Consider the following 21988-nt stretch of genomic DNA (forward strand, 5'->3'; position numbering starts at 1 on the left):
CGGTGCGACCGCGGGCGCGGGGACGTGGAAGCATGGGCGCCATGCCCCGTGCCAACCTGGACAAGAAGCCCTCCGAGGTCGCGTCGATGTTCGACGGGATCGCCTCCCGGTACGACCTGACCAACGACATCCTGTCGCTCGGGCAGGACCGCGCGTGGCGCCGGGCGACGGTCCGCGCGGTCGGTGCGCTGCCGGGCGAGAAGGTCCTGGACCTGGCGGCCGGAACGGGCACGTCCTCGGAGCCGTTCGCCGACGACGGCGTGCGCGTCGTCCCGTGCGACTTCTCCATCGGCATGCTCCAGGTCGGCAAGGAGCGCCGCCCGGACCTCCCGTTCGTCGCCGGGGACGCGACGCGGCTCCCGTTCGCGGACGGCACGTTCGACGCGGTGACCATCTCGTTCGGGCTGCGCAACGTCGTCGACACCGAGGGGGCGCTGCGCGAGATGCTGCGCGTCGTGCGGCCGGGCGGGCGCGTGGTGATCTGCGAGTTCTCGACCCCCACGTGGGCGCCGTTCCGCGTCCTGTACCAGGAGTACCTGGTCCAGGCGCTGCCGCGCATCGCCTCGGCGGTGACGCGCGAGGGCGGGTCGTACGAGTACCTCGCCGAGTCGATCGCCGCGTGGCCGGACCAGCAGGGCCTGGGTCGTCTCCTGCTGCGCGCGGGCTGGGAGAAGGTCGCCTACCGCAACCTCTCCGGCGGGATCGTCGCGCTGCACCGGGGCGTGCGCCCGGCCTGACGCCACACCAGGACGAGGCCCCCGCGCGTGCTGCGCGGGGCCTCGTCGTCGACCCCGGCGGCGTGCTGCTGCGTCGGCGCGCGTGCGCGTCCCTGACCTGGGGCGACGGTGCTCCGGGGCGGGCGCGGACGCGCGGGAGGCTAGGCCATCGCGGCGCCGGCCCCCTTGCCCGCGAGTCCTCGTCCCCAGGGCCGGTCGTCGCCGGGTGCCAGGACCTTCGTCACAGGATCTCCCAGGGAAGGGTCGCCTTGCTACACATCTCCCGTCCGGAGTGACTAGAGTGGCGGTGTCCATTGTGACCGACTTCACAAGGACTGTGGGTGCATCGTGTCCCGAGCCGGGTCACGGTGGAGCACCGCACGAGGACCGAGACGACGGGACGGCGAGGTGAGCACGGTGGGCGCGAGGCTCGACGACGCCGACGTGATCGTCGTGGGCGCCGGCCCGGCCGGCTCCGCGGCCGCCCACTACTGCGCCGCCGCGGGCCTGAGCGTCCTCCTCCTCGAGAAGTCGGCGTTCCCGCGCGACAAGATCTGCGGCGACGGCCTGACGCCGCGCGCGGTCGCCGAGCTCGTGCGCATGGGCGTCCCCACGCGCGCCGAGGACGGCTGGATCCGCAACCGCGGGCTGCGCGTCGTCGCGAGCGGCCGCTCGTGGGAGCTCGCGTGGCCGGACCTCGCGTCCTACCCCAGCTACGGCATGGCCCGCGCGCGCCACTCGTTCGACCGCACGCTCGCCGAGCACGCGCAGCGCACCGGCGCCAAGCTGCTCGAGCGCACCGCCGTCACCGGCCCCGTCCTCGACGAGCGCACGGGCCGCGTCGTCGGCGTCACGGCGCGCCCCGTCGACGAGAAGGGCCGGCGCGCCGGGGACGAGGTCACCTACCGGGCGCCCGTCGTCATCGCGGCCGACGGCGTCTCGTCCCGCTTCGCGCTCGCCCTCGGCCTCGCGCGGCGCGAGGACCGCCCGATCGGCGTCGCCGTCCGGACCTACTTCCGCACGCCCCGCCACGACGACCCGTGGATGGAGTCCCACCTCGAGCTGTGGGACGGCACGCCGCGCGAGTCGAACCTCCTGCCGGGGTACGGCTGGATCTTCTCGCTCGGCGACGGCACGGCGAACGTCGGCCTCGGCTCGGTGAGCTCGACGCCCGCGCGGCAGTCCGCGGCGAACGTCGACTACAAGGACCTGTTCGCCACCTGGATGCGCAACGCGCCCGCCGAGTGGGAGTTCACGGAGGAGAACCGGCTCGCCCCGGTGCGCGGCGCGGCGCTGCCCATGGGCTTCAACCGCACGCCGCTGTACACGCGCGGCGTGCTGCTCGTCGGGGACTCGGGCGGCATGGTCAGCCCCTTCAACGGCGAGGGCATCGCCTACGCGATGCAGGCCGGGCGGGCGGCGGCCGACGTCGTCGCCCAGTCCCGCGCGCGGCTCACCGACGGCGGTCGCGAGCGCGCGCTGCAGACGTACCCGCGCCTCATGCGGCGCGAGCTCGGCGGCTACTACACGCTCGGCCGGTACTTCGTGAAGCTCATCGAGCACCCCGAGATCATGCGGATCTGCACGCGCTACGGGCTCCCGCGCCCGGTCGTCATGCGGTTCGTGCTCAAGCTCCTGTCGGACTGCTACGAGCCCCGCGGCGGTGACTGGGTCGATCGCGTCATCGCCGGGCTGACCAGGGTGGTGCCATCGTCATGAGCCCACGAGGTGGGCCGGCACCCGCGCACCGCGCAGCGCCGGCACTCGCACCACCTGACAGCGGACCCGGACGACGTCGTCCGGGGAGACCCGTCCCGAGCCCCCACTCGAGGAGTCGACGATGACCAACCCGTACGTCCCGCTGCTCGTCCTCATGGGCGTGGCCGCCGTGCTGGCGCTCGGCGGCGTCGCCGCGAGCGCGGTCATCGGCCCCAAGCGGTACAACCGCGCCAAGCTCGACGCCTACGAGTGCGGCATCGAGCCCACGCCCCACGCCGTCGGCGGCGGGCGCTTCCCGATCAAGTACTACCTCGTCGCGATGACGTTCATCGTCTTCGACATCGAGGTCGTCTTCCTCTACCCGTGGGCCGTCGACTTCGCGACGCTCGCGACGTTCGGGCTGGTGGCGATGCTCGCGTTCCTCGCGCTCATCACCGTCCCGTTCGTCTACGAGTGGCGCCGCGGCGGCCTCGAGTGGGACTGACGGTGGCACCCAGCGGGGGCCCCGGCGGGCACCGGCGAGAGAACTAGGAGAGACACCATGGGGATCGAGGAAGCTCCCTCGGGCTTCTTGCTCACCACGATCGAGGACCTCGCGGGGTACCTGCGCAAGGCGTCGCTGTGGCCCGTGACCTTCGGCCTCGCGTGCTGCGCCATCGAGATGATGGCGGCGGGCGCGTCGCGGTTCGACCTGTCGCGCTTCGGCATGGAGGTCTTCCGCGCGTCGCCGCGCCAGGCGGACCTCATGATCGTGGCCGGGCGCGTGAGCCAGAAGATGGCGCCGGTCGTGCGGCAGGTCTACGACCAGATGAGCGAGCCCAAGTGGGTCCTGTCCATGGGCGTGTGCGCGTCGAGCGGCGGCATGTTCAACAACTACGCGATCGTCCAGGGCGTCGACCACGTCGTCCCGGTGGACATCTACCTGCCCGGCTGCCCGCCGCGGCCGGAGATGCTCATCAACGCGATCCTCGCGCTGCACGACCAGATCCAGCACGAGCCGCTCGGCGTGAACCGCAAGGAGGCGGCGCGCGCCGCCGAGGCGGCGGCGCTCGAGGCGACGCCCACGTTCCAGATGAAGGGGCTGCTGCGGTGACGGACGAGAAGAGCGGCGCCGGCACGCCGGTGCCGCAGCCGGAGGAGGTGAACGGCCCCCGGTCGGCCGACCTCGTGACCGGTGCCGGGTCGCCCCGCACGCTCGAGGTCGTCGAGGTCCGCGAGGGCATGTTCGGCGTCCACGGCTCGGGCGACACGTCCGGCTACGGCGGCCTGGTGCAGCCCGTCGCGATGCCGGGCGCGAGCGCCCGTCCGTACGGCGGCTGGTTCGACGAGGTCGTGGACGTCCTCGCGGAGGTGCTCGAGACGTCCGGCGTCCGGTTCGACGCGGCGGTCGAGCGCGTCGTCGTCGACCCGCCCGGCGCGCACGCCGAGCTCACGCTGCACGTGCACCGCGACCACCTCGTCGAGGTGTGCCGGGCGCTGCGCGACGACCAGGACCTGCGCTTCGAGCTGAGCCTGGGCGTGAGCGGCGTGCACTTCCCGCACGACGTCGGCCGCGAGCTGCACGCCGTCTACCACCTGACCTCGATCACCCACGGCCGGCGGCTGCGGCTCGAGGTGTCGGTGCCCGACGCGGACCCGCACGTGCCGACCACGACGTCCGTCTACCCGACGAACGACTGGCACGAGCGCGAGACGTGGGACTTCTTCGGCATCGTCTTCGACGGCCACCCGTCGCTCGCGCGCATCGAGATGCCCGACGACTGGCCGGGCCACCCGCAGCGCAAGGACTACCCGCTCGGCGGGATCCCCGTCGAGTACAAGGGCGCGACCGTGCCCCCGCCCGACACGAGGAGGTCGTACTCGTGAGCACGCACACCACCGGTGCCCCCGGCGGCGCCCCGCACGCCACCCGTCCGCCCGTCGGCGACTTCGACCCCGGCGTCCCGAGCTTCGAGGCGTCCGGCGGCGACTGGGCCGAGATCGCGGAGAGCGCCGTCGCGGCCGCCGCGCTCGGCGAGGAGCGCATCGTCGTCAACATGGGGCCGCAGCACCCGTCGACGCACGGCGTGCTGCGTCTCATGCTCGAGATCGACGGCGAGACGGTCACCGAGGCGCGCTGCGGCATCGGCTACCTGCACACGGGCATCGAGAAGAACATGGAGTTCCGGACGTGGACGCAGGGCGTCACGTTCTGCACCCGCATGGACTACCTCGCGCCGCTGTTCCAGGAGACGGCGTACTGCCTCGCGGTCGAGAAGCTCCTCGGCATCACGGACGACGTGCCCGAACGGGCGAGCGTCATCCGCGTGCTGATGATGGAGCTCAACCGCATCGCGTCCCACCTCGTGTGCCTCGGCACGGGCGGCAACGAGATGGGCGCGACGACCGTCATGACCATCGCGTTCACCGCGCGCGAGGAGATCCTGCGGATCTTCGAGGCGGTCACGGGGCTGCGCATGAACCACGCGTACGTCCGCCCGGGCGGCGTCGCGCAGGACGTGCCGCCGGACCTCGTCGAGCAGGTGCGCCGGGCGGACCCGCTCGTGCGCCGCTACCTCGGCCAGCTCGGCGACCTCATGCTCGCCAACCCCATCTTCAAGGGGCGCCTCGTCGGGGTCGGGCACCTCAACCTCGCGGGCTGCATGGCGCTCGGCGTCACCGGCCCGGTGCTGCGCTCGACGGGCCACCCGTACGACGTGCGCAAGGCCGACCCGTACTGCGGCTACGAGACGTACGACTTCGACGTCCCGACCGCGACGGGCGCCGACTGCTACGACCGCGTCGTACTGCGGCTCGAGGAGTGCTACCAGTCGCTGCACATCGTCGCGCAGTGCCTGGACCGCCTCGAGGCGACGGCGGGGCAGCCCGTCATGGTCGGCGACCGCAAGATCGCGTGGCCCGCGCAGCTCGCGATCGGGAGCGACGGCCAGGGCAACTCGCTCGAGCACATCAAGGAGATCATGGGCTCCTCGATGGAGGCCCTGATCCACCACTTCAAGCTCGTCACCGAGGGCTTCCGGGTCCCCGTGGGGCAGGCGTGGCAGACCGTGGAGCACCCGCGCGGCGAGCTCGGGGTGCATCTCGTGTCCGACGGCGGCACCCGCCCCTACCGGGCGCACTTCCGCGACCCGTCGTTCAACAACCTCCAGGCCGTGGCGGCGATGTGCGAGGGCGGCCAGGTGGCCGACGTCGTGGTCGCGGTCGCGTCCCTGGACCCCGTGCTGGGAGGGGTGGACCGATGACCATCGACGCCGGACCTGCGACGGACGGGACGCCCGCCGGGCGCTCCCGCCCCGGGTACGACGCGGAGACGACGGCGCGGCTCGCCGCCGACGCCGCGCAGATCGTCGCGCGCTACCCCGAGTCCCGCTCCGCGCTGCTGCCGATGCTGCACCTCGTGCAGTCCGAGGACGGCTACGTGTCGCGCGACGGCATCCTGTTCTGCGCGGAGCAGCTCGGGCTCACCGCGGCGGAGGTCTCCGCCGTCGCGACGTTCTACACGCAGTACAAGCGCCACCCCAACGGCACCTACACCGTGGGCGTCTGCACGAACACGCTCTGCGCGATCATGGGCGGCGACGCGATCTTCGACGAGCTGTCGGACCACCTCGGCGTCGGGCACGACGAGACCACCGAGGACGGCGCGATCACGCTCGAGCGCGTGGAGTGCAACGCGGCCTGCGACTACGCGCCCGTGATGATGGTCAACTGGGAGTTCTTCGACAACCAGACCCCCGGCAGCGCGACGGACGTCGTGGACCGGCTCCGGGCCGGCGAGCCCGTCGCCCCGACGCGCGGCGCGGCAAGCGTGTGCACGTTCAAGCAGATGAGCCGCGTGCTCGCCGGCTTCCCCGACGGCCGCGCCGACGAGGGCGTCGGCGCGGGCGAGCCCACCCTCGCCGGCCTGCGGCTCGCGCGCGAGCACGGCTGGACCGCCCCGGCCGACGAGACGGACGCCGAGGCGGCCCCCGACGGCGGCGCTCCCGCCGGCGGTGCGCCCGACGCCGGCGAGGCGCAGTCGAGCGCCGAGCGGAAGCCGACGACCGACGCCGACGTCGACCCCGGCGGCAAGGCCGAGTCGCCCGGCACGAAGCCCGACCCGTCGAAGGGAGCGGACGCATGAGCGAGCAGCAGAGCACCGAGACCCGCCCGGCGCCGGACCCGCTGACCCCGGTCCTGTCGGACACGTGGGACGCGGACCGGTCCTGGACGCTCGCGTCCTACCTGGACCGCGGCGGCTACGCGGGCCTGCGCGCCGCGCTCGGGCAGGACCCGGGCGACGTCGTCGCGACGGTCAAGGCGTCCGGCCTGCGCGGCCGTGGCGGCGCCGGGTTCCCCACGGGCATGAAGTGGGGCTTCCTGCCCGCGCCCGACGGCGGCCCGCGCTACCTCGTCGTCAACGCGGACGAGTCCGAGCCGGGCACGTGCAAGGACATCCCGCTCATGCTCGCGAGCCCGCAGGCGCTCGTCGAGGGCGTCGCGATCACGTCGTACGCGATCGGGTGCCGGCACGCCTTCATCTACGTGCGCGGCGAGGTGCTGCACGTGTACCGCCGCCTGCTGCGCGCGGTCGAGGAGGCGTACGAGGCGGGCTACCTCGGCAAGGACGTGCTCGGGTCGGGCTTCGACCTCGACGTCACCGTCCACGCCGGGGCCGGCGCGTACATCTGCGGCGAGGAGACGGCGCTGCTCGACTCGCTCGAGGGCCGCCGCGGGCAGCCGCGGCTCAAGCCGCCGTTCCCCGCGGTCGCGGGCCTGTACGCGCGCCCGACGGTCGTCAACAACGTCGAGTCGATCGCGAGCGTGCCGTCGATCGTCGCGCGCGGCGCGGACTGGTTCACCTCGATGGGCACGGAGCGCTCGGCCGGCGTCGGCCTGTTCTCGCTCTCCGGGCACGTGACGCGGCCGGGGCAGTACGAGGCCCCGCTCGGCACGACGCTGCGCGAGCTGCTCGGCCTCGCGGGCGGGATGCGCGGGGGCAAGGCGCTGAAGTTCTGGACGCCGGGCGGCTCGTCGACGCCGCTGTTCACCGACGCGCACCTCGACACCCCGCTCGACTACGAGTCGGTCGCCGCGGCGGGCTCGATGCTCGGCACGCGCGCGCTCCAGCTCTTCGACGAGACGACGTGCGTCGTGCGGGCCGTGAGCCGGTGGACCGACTTCTACGCGCACGAGTCGTGCGGCAAGTGCACGCCGTGCCGCGAGGGCACGTACTGGATGAAGCAGGTGCTGGCGCGCATCGAGGCGGGCCAGGGCACGGAGGCCGACCTCGACCTGCTCCTCGACACGTGCGACAACATCCTGGGCCGCGCGTTCTGCGCGCTCGGCGACGGCGCCACGTCGCCCGTCACGAGCAGCATCGCGCTGTTCCGCGACGAGTACGAGGCGCACATCACGGAGCACCGCTGCCCGTTCGACCCGGCGGCCTCGGCGCTCTTCGACTACACGCCCCGCCCGGCCCGCGTCCTGACGGCAGGAGTGCACTGATGACGACCACGACCCCCGCCCCGGGCACCGGCTCCTCGGCCGTCGCGCCCTCGGGCGGCGCGGCCAAGCCCCCGGCCCCCGCGGACCAGGTGACGTTCACGATCGACGACATCGAGATGTCGGTGCCCAAGGGCACGCTCGTGATCCGCGCGGCCGAGCAGATCGGGATCCAGATCCCGCGGTTCTGCGACCACCCGCTGCTCGAGCCCGCCGGGGCGTGCCGCCAGTGCCTCGTCGAGGTCGCGGCGCCCGACCGCGAGGGCAACGTGCGGCCCATGCCGAAGCCGCAGGCGTCGTGCACGCTCGAGGCGACGCCGGGCATGGTGGTGAAGACCCAGCGCACGAGCCCGGTCGCCGACAAGGCGCAGCACGGGATCATGGAGCTGCTGCTCATCAACCACCCGCTCGACTGCCCGGTGTGCGACAAGGGCGGCGAGTGCCCCCTGCAGAACCAGGCGATGAGCAACGGGCGCGCGACCAGCCGGTTCGTCGACGTCAAGCGCACGTTCCCCAAGCCGATCGCCGTCTCGACGACGATCCTGCTCGACCGCGAGCGCTGCGTCCTGTGCCAGCGGTGCACGCGCTTCTCCCAGGAGATCGCGGGCGACGCGTTCATCGACCTGCAGAAGCGTGGCGCCGCGCAGCAGATCGGGCGCTTCGACGAGGCCGTGCTCGACTTCGCGCCGCCCGCGGGCCAGGCGCCCGGCGACCGCCCGGTGGGCCTGGCCCTGGAGGACGAGTCGGGCCTCCCGTTCGCGTCGTACTTCTCCGGCAACACCGTGCAGATCTGCCCGGTCGGCGCGCTCACGGGGGCGGCGTACCGCTTCCGGTCGCGCCCGTTCGACCTGGTCTCGACGCCGTCGGTCGCCGAGCACGACTCGTCCGGGTCGGCGATCCGCGTCGACCACCGCCGGGGCGTCGTGCTGCGCCGCCTCGCGGGCCAGGACCCGCTGGTCAACGAGGAGTGGATCACCGACCGGGACCGCTTCGCCTTCACGTGGCAGTCCGCGCCGGACCGCCTCACGCACCCGCTCGTGCGCGACCGCGAGGTCGCGCCCGACGGGACCGTCACGCGCGGCGAGCTGCGCCCGGCCTCGTGGGCCGAGGCGCTCGAGGTCGCGGCCGACGCCCTGACCCGGGCCCGCGACGCGGGCGGGGTCGGCGTCCTGCCGGGCGGGCGGCTCACGGTCGAGGACGCGTACGCGTACGCCAAGCTCGCGCGCACGTGGCTGCGCACGAACGACGTCGACCACCGGGCCCGCGCGCACAGCGCGGAGGAGGCGGACTTCCTCGCGCACGCCGTGGCCGGCACGGGTCTCGGCGTGACCTTCCCCGACCTCGAGAAGGCCCCCGCGGTCCTGCTCGTCGGCCTCGAGGCCGAGGAGGAGGCGGGCGTCGCGTTCCTGCGCCTGCGCAAGGGCGCGCTGCGGCACCGGGTCCGCGTGTTCTCCGTGGCGCCGTTCGCGTCGCGCGGCGTGCAGCGCATGCACGGCACGCTGCTCCCCGCCGCCCCGGGCACCGAGGCCGAGTGGCTCGACGGCATCGCCGCGGGCGACCGGGTCCGCACGCTCGACGAGGCGAGCGGCACCGACGACGTCCTCGCCGACGCGAGCGACGCGCTCCGCCAGCCGGGGGCGGTCGTCCTCGTGGGCGAGCGGCTCGCCGCGACGCCCGGCGGGTACAGCGCGCTGCTGCGTGCGGTCGCCGCGACGGGCGCACGCCTCGCCTGGGTCCCGCGCCGAGCGGGCGAGCGCGGCGGCGTCGAGGCGGGCACGCTGCCCAACCTCCTGCCGGGCGGACGCCCGGTCGCCGACGCCGCGGCCCGCGTGGACGTCGCGACCGTGTGGGGCGCGGCGACGACCGAGGACCACCCCGCGGGGCTGCCCACGGCCCCGGGCCGCGACCTGGGGGAGATGCTCGACGCGCTCTCGGTCGGCCAGCTCGCGGGCGTGCTCGTGGGCGGGCTCGAGCTCGACGACCTGCCCGACCCGGCGCACGCGCGCCGCGCGCTCGAGGCGGCGGACGTCGTCGTCTCGCTCGAGGTGCGACGCTCGGCGGTGACGGAGTACGCCGACGTCGTGCTCCCGGTCGCGCCGCCCGTGGAGCGGGCCGGGGCGTTCGTCAGCTGGGAGGGGCGCGTGCGCCCGTTCCCGGCCGCGCTCGCCTCGACCGCGATGCCCGACCACCGCGTGCTCGACGCGCTCGCGGACGCCGCCGGCGCCCCGCTCGGCCTGCCGACGCTCGAGGCCGTGCGCGCCGAGCTCGAGCAGCTCGTGGGCGACGGCGCGTGGGACGGCGCGCGCGCCGCGGCGCCCACGGTCGACGCGACCGAGCCGCCCGCCGTCGCGCCGGGGACCGCGGTCCTCGCGAGCTGGCGCCTCCTGCTCGACGACGCGCGCGGCCAGGACGGCGAGCGGTACCTCGCCGGCACGGCCAAGCGTCCCGTGGCCCGCCTGTCGGCGGCCACGGCCGCCGCGGTCGACGTGTTCGACGGCGAGCTCGTGCGCGTCGTCACCGACCGGGGCGCGGTCACGCTCCCCGTGGTGGTGACCGACATGGTCGACCACGTGGTGTGGCTGCCGCTGCGCTCGCCGGGGTCGTCCGTGCACGCCACGCTCGGCGCGGTGCCGGGCGACCTCGTCCGGCTCGAGCCGGGGACCACCGACGGAGGGGAGGGCGCATGAGCGGCCTGCACGCGCTCCACGCGCTGGCCACCGAGACGCCGGCGGTGCCCGGCATCACGGCGAACTTCTCGCAGGACAACGGCTGGACGTACCTCGTCAAGGCCGTCCTCATCCTCGTCTTCCTGCTGACGAGCGTGCTCTTCGCGATCTGGTTCGAGCGCAAGGTCGTCGCCCGCATGCAGGTGCGGCCCGGCCCGAACTGGCACGGCCCGTTCGGCCTGCTGCAGTCGCTCGCCGACGCGATGAAGCTCCTGCTCAAGGAGGACATCACCGTCAAGGCGGCCGACAAGTTCGTCTACCTGCTCGCGCCGATGATCTCCGTGTTCTGCGCGCTCCTCGTGTTCGCGGTCATCCCGTTCGGGCCCGAGGTGCAGATCCCGTTCACGGACTACGTGACGCCCGCCCAGCTCACCGACTTCCCGGTCGCGACGCTCTACATCCTCGCGTGCGCGTCGCTCGGCGTGTACGGGATCGTGCTCGGCGGCTGGTCGTCCGGCTCGACGTACCCGCTGCTCGGGTCTGTCCGCTCGACGGCCCAGGTCATCAGCTACGAGCTCGCGATGGGCCTCTCGCTCGTCTCCGTCTTCCTCATGGCGGGGTCGATGTCGACCTCGCGCATCGTCGACTCGCAGACGCAGCTGTGGTGGTTCCTCCCGCTCCTGCCGGCGTTCGTCATCTACGTCATCTCCATGGTCGGCGAGACGAACCGCCTGCCGTTCGACCTCCCCGAGGCCGAGGGCGAGCTCGTGTCCGGGTACATGACCGAGTACTCGTCGATGAAGTTCGCGTGGTTCTTCCTCGCGGAGTACATCAACATGCTCAACGTCTCCGCGGTCGCGACGACGCTGTTCCTCGGCGGGTGGCGGGCCCCGTGGCCGCTCTCGGCGATCAACGACGGGATGTTCAACGAGGGCTGGTGGCCCATCCTCTGGTTCCTCGTCAAGGTCTGGGCCGTCATGTTCTTCTTCGTGTGGGTGCGCGGCACGCTGCTGCGACTGCGCTACGACCAGTTCATGCGCTTCGGCTGGAAGGTCCTCATCCCCTTCGCGCTCGCGTGGCTCGTGCTCCTCGCCGTCGCCCAGGCCGTGCGCCAGTTCCTCGACGTGGACCTGCGCGTGTTCATCGGGATCGCGGTCGCGATAGCCCTCGTGGTCGTGGTCGTCGTCTGGTTCTGGCCCGAGAAGAAGGCGCCACCCGGCGCCGCTCCGCGCGCCGCGGGCGCCGCGCCCGAGCCGTTCGACGCGTTCGCCGGCGGCTTCCCCGTCCCGCCGCTGCCCGGCCAGTCGCTCCCGCCCTCGCCGCGCCGTCGGGCCCTCGTGCCCGACGACGCGGGCGCGGCCAGGACGTCCGCACCGGGTGCCGGTGCTCCCCGCGACACACCGCACGACAAGGAGGTCGACCGTGGCTGACGACCAGAAGCCGGACCGGCCGGGCGAGTACGAGGTCCGCCGCCCGCAGGCGAAGGGCTTTCGCGAGCTCGTCGCGCCCGTCGCCGGGTTCGGCGTGACCTTCTCCTCGATGTTCCGGCCGACCGTGACGGAGCAGTACCCGCGCCAGAAGGTGCCGCCCAAGCCGCGCTACCACGGCCGGCACCAGCTCAACCGGTACCCCGACGGGCTCGAGAAGTGCATCGGGTGCGAGCTGTGCGCCTGGGCATGCCCCGCGGACGCGATCTACGTCGAGGGCGCGGACAACGCCGACCTGCCCGACGGCGGCCACATGTCGCCCGGCGAGCGGTACGGCCGCGTCTACCAGATCAACTACCTGCGCTGCATCTTCTGCGGGCTGTGCATCGAGGCGTGCCCGACGCGCGCGCTGACGATGACCAACGAGTACGAGCTCGCCGGGCCGACGCGCGAGGGCATGATCTGGGAGAAGCAGGACCTGCTCGCGCCGCTGCGCGAGGGCATGCTCGCCGCGCCGCACCCGATGGTGCCCGGGACGTCGGACACCGAGTACTACCGCGGAGAGGTGAGCGGCCCGGTGGCCGAGCAGGTGGAGTGGGTGCGCGAGCACAGGCCGGACGACCCGACGCTCCCGCCGGAGCCGGCGGGCCGCGAGCCGGAGGTCCGGCGGGTCACGCAGCCGTCCGGGCGGTCCGCCCGTCCGTCGGCCCGGAAGGGCGCGCGGTGATCGGGGGCGGCGGCGAGGCGGTCCTCTTCTGGGTCCTCGCCCCCCTCATGGTGCTCGCGGCGCTCTCGCTGCTCTTCGCGCGCAAGGCGGTGCACGCCGCCATCGCGGTCATGTTCGTCATGGTCGACCTCGCGATCCTCTACATCGCGCAGGAGGCGCCGTTCCTCGGCGTCGTCCAGGTGGTCGTCTACACGGGCGCCGTGATGATGCTGTTCCTCTTCGTGCTCATGCTCGTCGGCGTCGACGCGTCGGACTCGCTCGTCGAGACGATCCGCGGTCAGCGCTGGATCGGCGTGCTGCTCGGGCTCGGGCTCGGGGCCGTGCTGGTCGGCGTCGTCTCGCAGGCGGCGTTCCCGCCCGCGGTCGGTCTCGAGGCCGCGAACGCGGTGACGAACCCGACGGCGCTCGCGCGCGTGCTCTTCGCGGACTACGTGTTCGCGATGGAGGTCGTGGGCGTCCTGCTCATCACCGCCGCGGTCTCGGCGCTCGTGCTCACGCACCGGCGCCGCCTCACCCCGAAGGTCGGCCAGCGCGAGCAGGCGGACGCGAAGGTCGCGGCCCTGCCCTCGGGCGGCCGGCTCACGCCGCTCGCCGCGCCCGGCGTCTACGCGCAGAACAACGCGATGGACACGCCGGCCCTCGACCCGCAGGGGCGGCCCATCGAGGAGTCGGTGTCCCGGATCCTGCGGATCCGTGGCCAGGAGCGCTCGGCCGGCACGATCCTCGAGGCCGAGCGCGACGTGCTCGTCGAGCACGAGCCGCACCGCGCCCTGCCCGCGCTGCGGGCGCAGGACGCGAACGAGCGCGTGGTGCAGGCCGCGACGGCCGACCAGCCCGAGGGCGAGCCGCCCGCCGGCGACGTCGGGGGCCCCGACGACCCGGGCCGGTCCCGCGTGCCCGGCGCGACCCCGGGAGGAGAGGACTGATGGAGCTCACCCACTACCTCGTGCTGGCCGCGATCCTCTTCGCGATCGGCGCCGCCACGGTCCTGCTGCGCCGCAACGCGATCATCGTGTTCATGGGCATCGAGCTCATGCTCAACGCGACCAACCTCGCGTTCGTCACGTTCGCCCGCATCCACGGCGACGTGACCGGCCAGGTCCTCGCGTTCTTCGTCATGGTGGTCGCGGCGGCGGAGGTCGTCGTCGGCCTCGCGATCATCGTGTCCATCTTCCGCACCCGTCGGTCCGCCTCGGTCGACGACGTCAACCTGCTCAAGAGCTGAGGGGCCGGCACCGATGACGATGCTCCTTCCCGCCCTGCCGTCGGCGGGCGGACTGCTGACCGCGACCGACGTCGTGCCCGCGACCGAGACGGTCCCGGGCGCGTTCCTCGCCGCACCGCTGCTCGTGCTGCTCCCGCTCGTCGGGGCGGCGGTCCTGCTGCTCGCGGGCCGCCGCAGCGACCGTTGGGGCGCCTGGTTCGGCGTGCTCATGTCCGCCGCGGCGTTCGTCGTGGGCCTGGTCCTCTTCGTGTCGATGCTCGGCCTCCCGGTCGACGAGCGCGTCGTGGACTACCGGCTGTTCGACTGGATCGCGTCCGGCGGGCTCGACCTCGCCGTCGGGCTGCGGATCGACCCGCTGTCCCTGACCTTCGTGCTCCTCGTGACGTTCGTCGGGACGCTCATCCACGTGTACGCGGTCGCCTACATGGCGCACGACCGCGACCGGCGCCGGTTCTTCGCGTACCTCAACCTGTTCATCGCGGCGATGCTCGTCCTCGTCCTCGCCGACTCGTTCCTCCTGCTGTTCGTCGGCTGGGAGGGCGTGGGCCTCGCGTCGTACCTGCTCATCGGGTTCTGGAACCACAACCGGGCGTACGCGGTCGCGGCGAAGAAGGCGTTCGTCATGAACCGCGTGGGCGACATCGGCCTCATCGTCGCGATGATGCTCATGTTCGCGACGTTCGGCGCGCTCGACTTCAGCACGGTGTTCGCCCGCGTGCCGGAGGCCTCGACCGCGCTGCTCACGGCGACGGGCCTCGCGCTCCTGCTCGCGGCCTGCGGCAAGTCGGCGCAGTTCCCGCTCCAGGCGTGGCTCGGGGACGCGATGGCCGGCCCGACGCCGGTCTCCGCGCTCATCCACGCCGCGACCATGGTCACGGCGGGCGTCTACCTCGTCGTGCGGTCCGCGCCGATCTTCGAGGGCGCGCCGACGGCGCAGCTCGTCGTGGTGGTCGTGGGTGCGGTGACGCTGCTCTTCGGGGCGATCGTCGGCTGCGCGAAGGACGACATCAAGAAGGCGCTCGCCGCGTCGACCATGTCGCAGATCGGCTACATGATCCTCGCCGCCGGGCTCGGCCCGATCGGCTACGCGTTCGCGATCTTCCACCTCGTGACGCACGGCTTCTTCAAGGCCGGGATGTTCCTCGGCGCGGGGTCCGTCATGCACGGCATGGACGACCAGGTCGACATGCGCCGGTTCGGCGGCCTCGCGCGGTACATGAAGGTCACGTGGATCACCTTCATGATGGGCTGGCTCGCGATCCTCGGGATCCCGCCGTTCTCGGGCTTCTGGAGCAAGGACAAGATCATCGAGGCCGCGTTCGTCCCCGTCGACGGCGAGCCGTGGCGGGCGTGGGTCTTCGGCGGCGTGGCGCTGCTCGGCGCGGGCATCACCGCGTTCTACATGTCGCGCCTGTTCTTCATGACGTTCTCCGGTCGCCGCCGCTGGAACGACGGCAGCGGCTCCGTGGACGGCCTCGGCCCGCAGGACGGTCCGGTCCAGCACCCGCACGAGTCCCCGCGCCTCATGACGTGGCCGATGATCGTCCTCGCCGTCGGGTCGGTGGCCCTGGGCGGCATCCTCGCCGCGGGCTCGCGCTTCGTCACGTGGCTCGAGCCCGTCACGGGGCACGCCGAGCACCACGAGCCCGTGCTGCCCGTCTGGTCGCTCATCGCCCTGACGCTCCTGCTCGTCCTCGCGGGCGCGGCCCTCGCGTGGCGCCAGTACGCGATGTCGAGCGTCCCGGTCCGCGCCCCGCGCGGCTCCGTGCTCACGCGCGCGGCCCGCCGCGACCTGTACCAGGACGACGTCAACGAGACGGTGTTCATGCGTCCCGGCCAGTACCTCACGCGCTCGCTCGTCTATGCCGACAAGGAGATGGTCGACGGCGGCTGGATGGGCCTGGCGGGCCTCGTCGGCAAGGTGGGGGAGTGGCTCCGCGGGTGGCAGAACGGCTACGTGCGCTCGTACGGCGCGACGATGCTCGGTGGCCTCGTGGTCGTCGTCGCCGTCGTCCTCGCCCTGACCACCGGCTCCGCGAGCTGAGAGGGAGACACCCATGACCACCTCCGTCCCCTGGTTGTCCCTGCTCATCGCCTGGCCCCTGGTGGGTGCCGCGGCGGTGTGGCTCACGGCCGCGGCCCGCACACGCGGCGTCGGCGCGGGCGCGCTGCGTGCCGTGCGCGGCATCGCGCTCGGCGCGGCGCTCGTCGAGCTCGGCCTGCTCGTGGGCGCGTTCACGGCGTTCGACACGTCCGCGGCCGGCACCCACCAGCTCGCCGAGACGTACCGCTGGATCCCGCAGATCGGGGCGAGCTACGCGGTCGGCGCCGACGGCGTCGCGCTCGCGCTCGTCGCGCTGTCGGTGCTGCTGGTCCCGCTCGTCGTGCTCGCCGCGTGGAAGGAGCAGGACGGCGACGTCCGCCGCCTGCGCCACTACCTCGCGCTCGTGCTGCTCCTCGAGGCGTTCATGGTCGCGGTGTTCGTCGCGCGCGACGTGTTCCTCTTCTACGTGCTGTTCGAGGCCATGCTCATCCCGGTCTACTTCATGATCGGCGGGTTCGGCGTCGGGGCGCGGCGGCGCTACGCCGCGGTGAAGTTCCTGCTGTTCTCGCTCGCGGGCGGCCTGATCATGCTCGCGGCCGTCATCGCGCTCTACGTGCAGGTGCCGATCGACCCGGCCACGGGCGCGCGGCCCGAGGACGCGTTCCTCACGACGAACCTCGTGGGGTACTTCGCGGAGAACCCGATGCCGGTCACGATCGAGCGGCTGCTGTTCCTCGGCTTCTTCCTCGCGTTCGCCATCAAGGCGCCGCTCTTCCCCGTGCACACCTGGCTGCCCGACGCCGCGCAGCACGCGCCCGCAGGCACGTCCACGCTGCTCGTCGGCGTCCTGGACAAGGTGGGCACGTTCGGGATGCTCACGCTGTGCCTGCCGCTGTTCCCGAACGCGAGCAGGTGGGCGGCGCCCGTCGTCGTCGTGCTCGCCGTCGTGTCGATCCTGTACGGCGCGCTCATGGCGATCGGGCAGAGCGACCTCATGCGGCTCATCGCCTACACGTCGGTGTCGCACTTCGGGTTCATCGTGCTCGGCATCTTCGCGTTCACGTCGCTCAGCGTGTCCGGCTCGTCGCTCTACATGGTCAACCACGGGATCTCGACCGGGGCGCTGTTCCTCCTGGCGGGCTTCCTCGTCGCGCGGCACCCCGAGCGCTCGCAGCGCATCGCGGACTACGGCGGCCTGCAGAAGGTCGTCCCGGTGCTCGCGGGCACGTTCCTCGTGGCGGGCCTGTCCGCGCTGTCGCTGCCCGGCCTGTCGACGTTCGTCAGCGAGATCATGGTCCTCGTCGGGACGTTCGCGCGCAGCCCGTGGGCCGCGCTCGTCGCGGTGCTCGGCGTCGTGCTCGCCGCCCTCTACGTGCTGCTGACCTACCAGCGGATCTTCACGGGCGCCACGCGCGAGGGGCTCGACCGGCTCCCCGACCTGGGCGCGCGCGAGAAGTGGGTCGTCGCGCCGCTGCTCGTCGCCCTCCTCGTCCTCGGGTTCTACCCGGCGCCCGCGCTCGACCTCGTGCGCGAGCCCGCCGAGGTGACGCTCTCCGACCTCGCGGTCGCGGGCGTCGAGGACCCGCCGCGCTCCGACCCGTTCGCCGCGGGGACCGAGCAGGTCGCCTCCTCGAGCCAGGGCACGTCCGTCACTCGTAGCTCCGACGAAGGGAGCGAGTCGTGAACGACTCCTTCGTGGCCCCCACGGTCGACTGGCTGTACCTCGCCCCGGTCCTCGTCGTGCTCGGCGCCGGCGTCGTCGGCGTGCTCGTCGAGGCGTTCGTCCCGGCGCGCGTCCGGCGCACGGTGCAGGTCGTCCTGGCCCTGCTCGCGACCGCCGCGGCGCTCGCGCTCGTCGTCGTGCTGTGGCGCGACCCCGCCGTCCAGGGCACCGACGGCGCCGCCTACGGCGTGCGGGTGCTCGGCGGGTCGATGGTCATCGACCCCTTCGGGCTCGCGATCCAGGGGATCGTCGTGCTGCTCGCGTTCCTGGCGATCCTCGTGATCGCCGACCGGACGTCGACCGGCCAGGACGCGTTCGCGCCGTCCGCGGCCGCCGTCCCCGGCTCGCCGTACGAGGACCTCACGCGGCGCAAGGGGCTGGAGCAGACCGAGGTCTACCCGCTCGTGCTGTTCGCCGTCGGCGGCATGATGATCTTCCCCGCCACGGGGAACCTGCTCGTGATGTTCGTCGCGCTCGAGGTGCTCTCGCTCCCGCTGTACGTGCTGTCCGCGATGTCCCGGCGTCGCCGCCTGCTGTCGCAGGAGGCGTCGTTCAAGTACTTCCTGCTCGGCGCGTTCGCGTCCGCGCTGTTCGTGTTCGGCGTCGCCCTCGTCTACGGGTTCGCCGGCTCGGTGGACCTCGTCGAGGTGTACCGGTCGCTCGCGACGCCCGAGGGCCCGCTCGCGAGCATGCCCGGGCTGGTCGTCGTCGGTGCCCTGCTCGTCCTCGCGGGACTGCTGTTCAAGATCGGCGCCGCGCCGTTCCACTCGTGGACGCCCGACGTCTACCAGGGGGCCCCGACGCCGATCACCGGCTTCATGGCGGCGTGCACCAAGGCCGCGGCGTTCGGCGCGCTCCTGCGCGTGCTGTACGTCGTGAGCCTCGGTCTGGCGCAGTCGTCGCCGGCCACGCGCGAGGACCTGTTCGTCGCGCTGTGGATCGTCACGCTGCTCACCATGGTCGTCGGGACCGTCGTCGGTGCCGTCCAGACCGACGTCAAGCGGCTCCTCGCGTACTCGTCGATCGCCCACGCGGGGTTCATCCTCGTCGGCGTCCTGGGGTTCTCCCAGCTCTCGCTGCGGGCGACGGTGTTCTACCTCCTCGTCTACGGCCTCGCGACGGTCGGCGCCTTCGCGGTCGTCACGCTCGTCCGCGAGACGGCCCCCGTCCGGGAGCGGGTGCCCGTGACCGTCGGGGCGGGCGCCGGGGGAGCCGACGGCTCGGACGCGGCGGACAACGTCACGGACGGCCCGTCCCGGGAGCCCGTCGCCGTGCTCGGCGAGGCCACCCACCTCGCCCAGTGGGCGGGTCTCGGACGCCGCAGCCCGTGGCTCGCCGGCGTCTTCTCGCTCTTCCTGCTCTCCATGGCGGGCATCCCGCTGACCGCCGGGTTCGTGGCGAAGTTCACCGCGTTCGGTGCGGCGATCGCCGGCCCCGACGGGCAGGGCGGCGGCTCCACGTGGGTGCTCGCGGTGGTCGGCGTGCTCGCCTCGGCCGTGGCGGTGTTCTTCTACGTCCGCCTCATCGTGCTGATGTTCTTCACGGCGCCGTCCGGCGGCGTGGGCGACGGCGCGGACGGCGGCGCGGAGGCCTCCGAGGGCACCGGCGTGACCGTCGTGCGGTCGACCGGACCGACGACCGTGGCGATCGCCGTGTGCGCGATCGGGGTGCTCCTCCTCGGTGTGTTCCCCTCCCCGGTTCTCGATCTGGCGGCCGAGGCGGTTAAGTTCGTCCCGTGACCTCCGTGCCTCCCGTCCCCTCCGCGCCCGCCGGGTCCCGCGGCCCGCGCGAGCGGACCGCTCCCGTGACGACCACCGCGATCCCGATCTCGGACCCCGAGCTCGCGGCCGCCCTCACCGAGCGCCTGGCGGAGGTCGAGACCCGGCTCCGGGCCGCCGTCGCGCACGCCGACCCGCTCGCGGACTCGGCGTCGCGGCACCTCGTGAACGCCGGGGGCAAGCGCCTGCGCCCCCTGCTCACGCTGCTCGCGGCCGAGCTGGGGGACGGGACGCGGCCCGAGGTCGCGGAGGCGGCCGTCGTCGTCGAGCTCACGCACCTCGCGTCGCTCTACCACGACGACGTCATGGACTCCGCGCCCGTGCGGCGCGGTGCGCCGTCCGCGCACGCGGTGTGGGGCAACTCCGTCGCGATCATGGTCGGCGACCTGCTCTTCGCGCGCGCCGCGTCGACCGTGGCGGCGCTCGGCCCGGAGGCCGTGCTCATCCAGGCGCGGACGTTCGAGCGGCTCTGCCTCGGCCAGCTCCACGAGACCACGGGGCCGGGCGAGGGCGACGACCCCGTCGAGCACTACCTCGAGGTCCTCGCGGACAAGACGGCGTCGCTCCTGTCGACGTCCGCGCGGCTCGGCGCGATGTTCGCCGGCTGCCCGGCCGACGTCGTCGAGACGGTCGCGGCGTACGGGGAGCGGCTGGGGGTCGCCTTCCAGCTCGCCGACGACGTCCTGGACCTCGCGTCCTCCGGCGACGAATCGGGCAAGACGCCCGGCACCGACCTGCGCGAGAAGGTCCCCACGATGCCGGTCCTCCTGCTGCGCGCGCGCATCGCCCAGGGGACCGCGACGGAGGACGACGCGGCGCTCGTCGAGCTGCTCGACTCCGACCTGACCGACGACGCCGCGCTCGCGGCGGCCGTCGCGGCGCTGCGCCGACACGAGGTGCTCGCCGAGACGCGCGCGCTCGCCGTCCGGTGGGCGCGCTCCGCCGTCGACGAACTCGACACGCTGCCCCCCGGACCGGTGAGCGACGCGCTGCGGTCCTTCGCGGAGGCCCTGGCGGACCGCGCCGCCTGACGCGCCGAGAGGGTGAACTTTCCGGTCGCGGGTGTCGTGGGCGCGAGGGCGTCCCGGTGCCCGGGCCGGTTGCCCGGGACACCCGTCCGGCCCGGCCGGTAGCGGCACACCCGACGGCGGTCCGCGCCGGTGGGCCCGGGGCGCGCGGACCGAGAGGGGAGTTCTCCCCATGGGACGGGTGTCGGATCTCACTCGCCCTCCCGTTATCCTCGGTTGCGCGATCGGTGGGGCCGCCTGGCAAGTGCGAGATCGAGGGGGGCCGGCGAAGGGGACCGGTCGCCTCCCGATCCGGCACCTCGGAGGACTTGTGGGTTTCCTGGCGCGCCTGCGTGAGCACCGCCGTACCGTCGCGTCCGTGAGCACCGTCTCGGTGTTCTCCACGGCGCTGGTGGGACTCGCGCTGTTCACCGAGGGCGAGGCCACGGCGGACGTGGACCTCAACGACTCGGGCGTGTGGGTGACGAAGACGTCGGCCGGCCTGGTGGGGCGGTTCAACTACGAGTCCCAGGCGATGGACGGCACGCTCAACGCGGGCAGCGCGTCGTTCGACGTGCAGCAGGACGCGGGCCGCGTGCTCCTCGAGGACGCGGGCACCGGGACCGCCTCGCCCGTGGACGTCGCCCACCTCAAGCTCGACGGCCAGGTGCGGCTGCCGGCCGGGGCGCAGGTCGCCTCCGGCGGCGCGACGACCGCGATCCTCGACGGCGAGGAGGGCCTGCTGTGGGTCCTGCCGTTCGACGGCGCCACCTCGTTCGACGCCGAGGAGCTCGACCCGACGGTCGAGGTCGAGGGCGACGGGGACGTCGTCGTCGCGCAGGACGGCACGGTGTTCGTCGCGGTCCCGTCGACCGGGACGCTCTGGACGGTCCGCACGACGGCGCGCGGCGCGGTCTCGGGGGAGCCCGCGTCCACCACGCTGCCCGTGGGGTCGGGTGCCGAGGTCGAGGTGACCGCGGTCGGCGACGAGCCGGTCGTGCTGGACCGCTCCGCGTCGCAGCTCGTGCTGCCCGGCGGCCGCACCGTGGCGCTCGAGGACGGCGCGGAGGCGCGGTTGCAGCAGCCCTCGGCGGCGTCCGACGACGTGGTGGTCGCGACGTCGCGCGGTCTCGTCACGCAGCCGCTCGCCGGCGGCGACGCGGTCCGCCGCACGGCTGAGGGCCGCCCGGCGGCGCCCGTGCAGCTCGGGTCGTGCACGTACGGGGCGTGGGCCTCGACCGGCCAGGTGGTCCGTGACTGCGAGGGCACCGACCGCGACCTGGACACCCGCCTGGAGGGGATCGACCCGCAGGCTCGCCTGGAGTACCGGGTGAACCGGCAGGTGATCGTGCTCAACGACCTGTCGGCGGGGACGTTGTGGATGGCGGCGGACGAGTACCAGAAGGTCGACGACTGGGACGTCCAGATGCCGGAGGAGGCCGAGGGCGAGGAGGCCGACGCGGAGCTGACGA

17 protein-coding genes and 1 pseudogene are annotated in these 21988 nt (G+C 73.4%); all 18 read left to right on the forward strand.

The features are described 5' to 3' along the window. Positions 1 to 41: 41 nt before the first annotated feature. Positions 42 to 737 carry a demethylmenaquinone methyltransferase gene (locus tag GWJ10_RS18700; protein WP_043653744.1) on the forward strand — a complete coding sequence of 232 codons (696 nt, stop codon included), beginning with the start codon at positions 42 to 44 and terminating at the stop codon, positions 735 to 737. Positions 738 to 1133: 396 nt separating this feature from the next. Beyond that, positions 1134 to 2435, forward strand: a complete 1302-nt coding sequence (locus GWJ10_RS18705) for a geranylgeranyl reductase family protein (protein WP_233139588.1) — start codon at positions 1134 to 1136, stop codon at positions 2433 to 2435. A gap of 121 nt (positions 2436 to 2556) precedes the next feature. After that, complete coding sequence (locus tag GWJ10_RS18710) at positions 2557 to 2919, forward strand: NADH-quinone oxidoreductase subunit A (RefSeq protein ID WP_021481795.1); 363 nt, start codon at positions 2557 to 2559, stop codon at positions 2917 to 2919. A 57-nt stretch (positions 2920 to 2976) separates the two neighbouring features. Next, the gene (locus GWJ10_RS18715; protein WP_021481794.1) at positions 2977 to 3528 is read left to right on the forward strand and encodes an NADH-quinone oxidoreductase subunit B; all 552 of its coding nucleotides are present in this window, start codon (positions 2977 to 2979) and stop codon (positions 3526 to 3528) included. A gap of 47 nt (positions 3529 to 3575) precedes the next feature. Further along, positions 3576 to 4301 (forward strand): NADH-quinone oxidoreductase subunit C, encoded by a 726-nt coding sequence (locus GWJ10_RS18720; RefSeq protein WP_076404018.1) that lies wholly within the window; start codon positions 3576 to 3578, stop codon positions 4299 to 4301. Positions 4302 to 4414: 113 nt separating this feature from the next. Beyond that, entirely contained in the window at positions 4415 to 5677 is a 1263-nt protein-coding gene (locus GWJ10_RS18725) for an NADH-quinone oxidoreductase subunit D (protein ID WP_232322817.1), read from the forward strand. After that, positions 5674 to 6558 (forward strand): NADH-quinone oxidoreductase subunit NuoE, encoded by an 885-nt coding sequence (gene nuoE / locus GWJ10_RS18730; RefSeq protein WP_061269251.1) that lies wholly within the window; start codon positions 5674 to 5676, stop codon positions 6556 to 6558. The genes GWJ10_RS18725 and nuoE overlap by 4 nt, the downstream gene beginning before the upstream one ends. After that, a complete protein-coding gene (nuoF, locus tag GWJ10_RS18735) occupies positions 6555 to 7922 on the forward strand; it encodes an NADH-quinone oxidoreductase subunit NuoF (protein WP_163188877.1) in 1368 nt (455 codons plus the stop codon). The genes nuoE and nuoF overlap by 4 nt, the downstream gene beginning before the upstream one ends. Beyond that, the gene (locus tag GWJ10_RS18740) at positions 7922 to 10606 is read left to right on the forward strand and encodes an NADH-quinone oxidoreductase subunit G (protein ID WP_163188878.1); all 2685 of its coding nucleotides are present in this window, start codon (positions 7922 to 7924) and stop codon (positions 10604 to 10606) included. The genes nuoF and GWJ10_RS18740 overlap by 1 nt, the downstream gene beginning before the upstream one ends. Then, positions 10603 to 12015, forward strand: a complete 1413-nt coding sequence (nuoH, locus tag GWJ10_RS18745) for an NADH-quinone oxidoreductase subunit NuoH (protein WP_085388429.1) — start codon at positions 10603 to 10605, stop codon at positions 12013 to 12015. Before GWJ10_RS18740 ends, nuoH begins: the two co-directional genes overlap by 4 nt. Then, positions 12008 to 12739 (forward strand): NADH-quinone oxidoreductase subunit NuoI, encoded by a 732-nt coding sequence (nuoI, locus tag GWJ10_RS18750; RefSeq protein WP_076403183.1) that lies wholly within the window; start codon positions 12008 to 12010, stop codon positions 12737 to 12739. The genes nuoH and nuoI overlap by 8 nt, the downstream gene beginning before the upstream one ends. After that, positions 12736 to 13665 carry an NADH-quinone oxidoreductase subunit J gene (locus GWJ10_RS18755; RefSeq protein ID WP_163188879.1) on the forward strand — a complete coding sequence of 310 codons (930 nt, stop codon included), beginning with the start codon at positions 12736 to 12738 and terminating at the stop codon, positions 13663 to 13665. Before nuoI ends, GWJ10_RS18755 begins: the two co-directional genes overlap by 4 nt. Next, positions 13665 to 13964, forward strand: coding sequence for an NADH-quinone oxidoreductase subunit NuoK (nuoK, locus tag GWJ10_RS18760; protein ID WP_021482715.1), 300 nt, complete (start codon positions 13665 to 13667; stop codon positions 13962 to 13964). Before GWJ10_RS18755 ends, nuoK begins: the two co-directional genes overlap by 1 nt. 13 nt (positions 13965 to 13977) lie before the next feature. After that, entirely contained in the window at positions 13978 to 16008 is a 2031-nt protein-coding gene (gene nuoL, locus GWJ10_RS18765) for an NADH-quinone oxidoreductase subunit L (protein WP_083711178.1), read from the forward strand. Positions 16009 to 16021: 13 nt separating this feature from the next. Next, positions 16022 to 17692 carry an NADH-quinone oxidoreductase subunit M gene (locus tag GWJ10_RS18770; protein WP_163188880.1) on the forward strand — a complete coding sequence of 557 codons (1671 nt, stop codon included), beginning with the start codon at positions 16022 to 16024 and terminating at the stop codon, positions 17690 to 17692. Next, positions 17689 to 19470, forward strand: coding sequence for an NADH-quinone oxidoreductase subunit NuoN (gene nuoN / locus GWJ10_RS18775; RefSeq protein WP_163188881.1), 1782 nt, complete (start codon positions 17689 to 17691; stop codon positions 19468 to 19470). The genes GWJ10_RS18770 and nuoN overlap by 4 nt, the downstream gene beginning before the upstream one ends. 65 nt (positions 19471 to 19535) lie before the next feature. Next, a complete protein-coding gene (locus tag GWJ10_RS18780) occupies positions 19536 to 20540 on the forward strand; it encodes a polyprenyl synthetase family protein (protein WP_034652106.1) in 1005 nt (334 codons plus the stop codon). A 355-nt stretch (positions 20541 to 20895) separates the two neighbouring features. Continuing rightward, positions 20896 to 21988: pseudogene (locus GWJ10_RS18785) on the forward strand (fibronectin type III domain-containing protein); the annotation flags it as partial.

The organism is Cellulosimicrobium sp. SL-1 (assembly GCF_011033075.1).
GTDB classification, from domain to species: Bacteria; Actinomycetota; Actinomycetes; order Actinomycetales; family Cellulomonadaceae; genus Cellulosimicrobium; species Cellulosimicrobium funkei.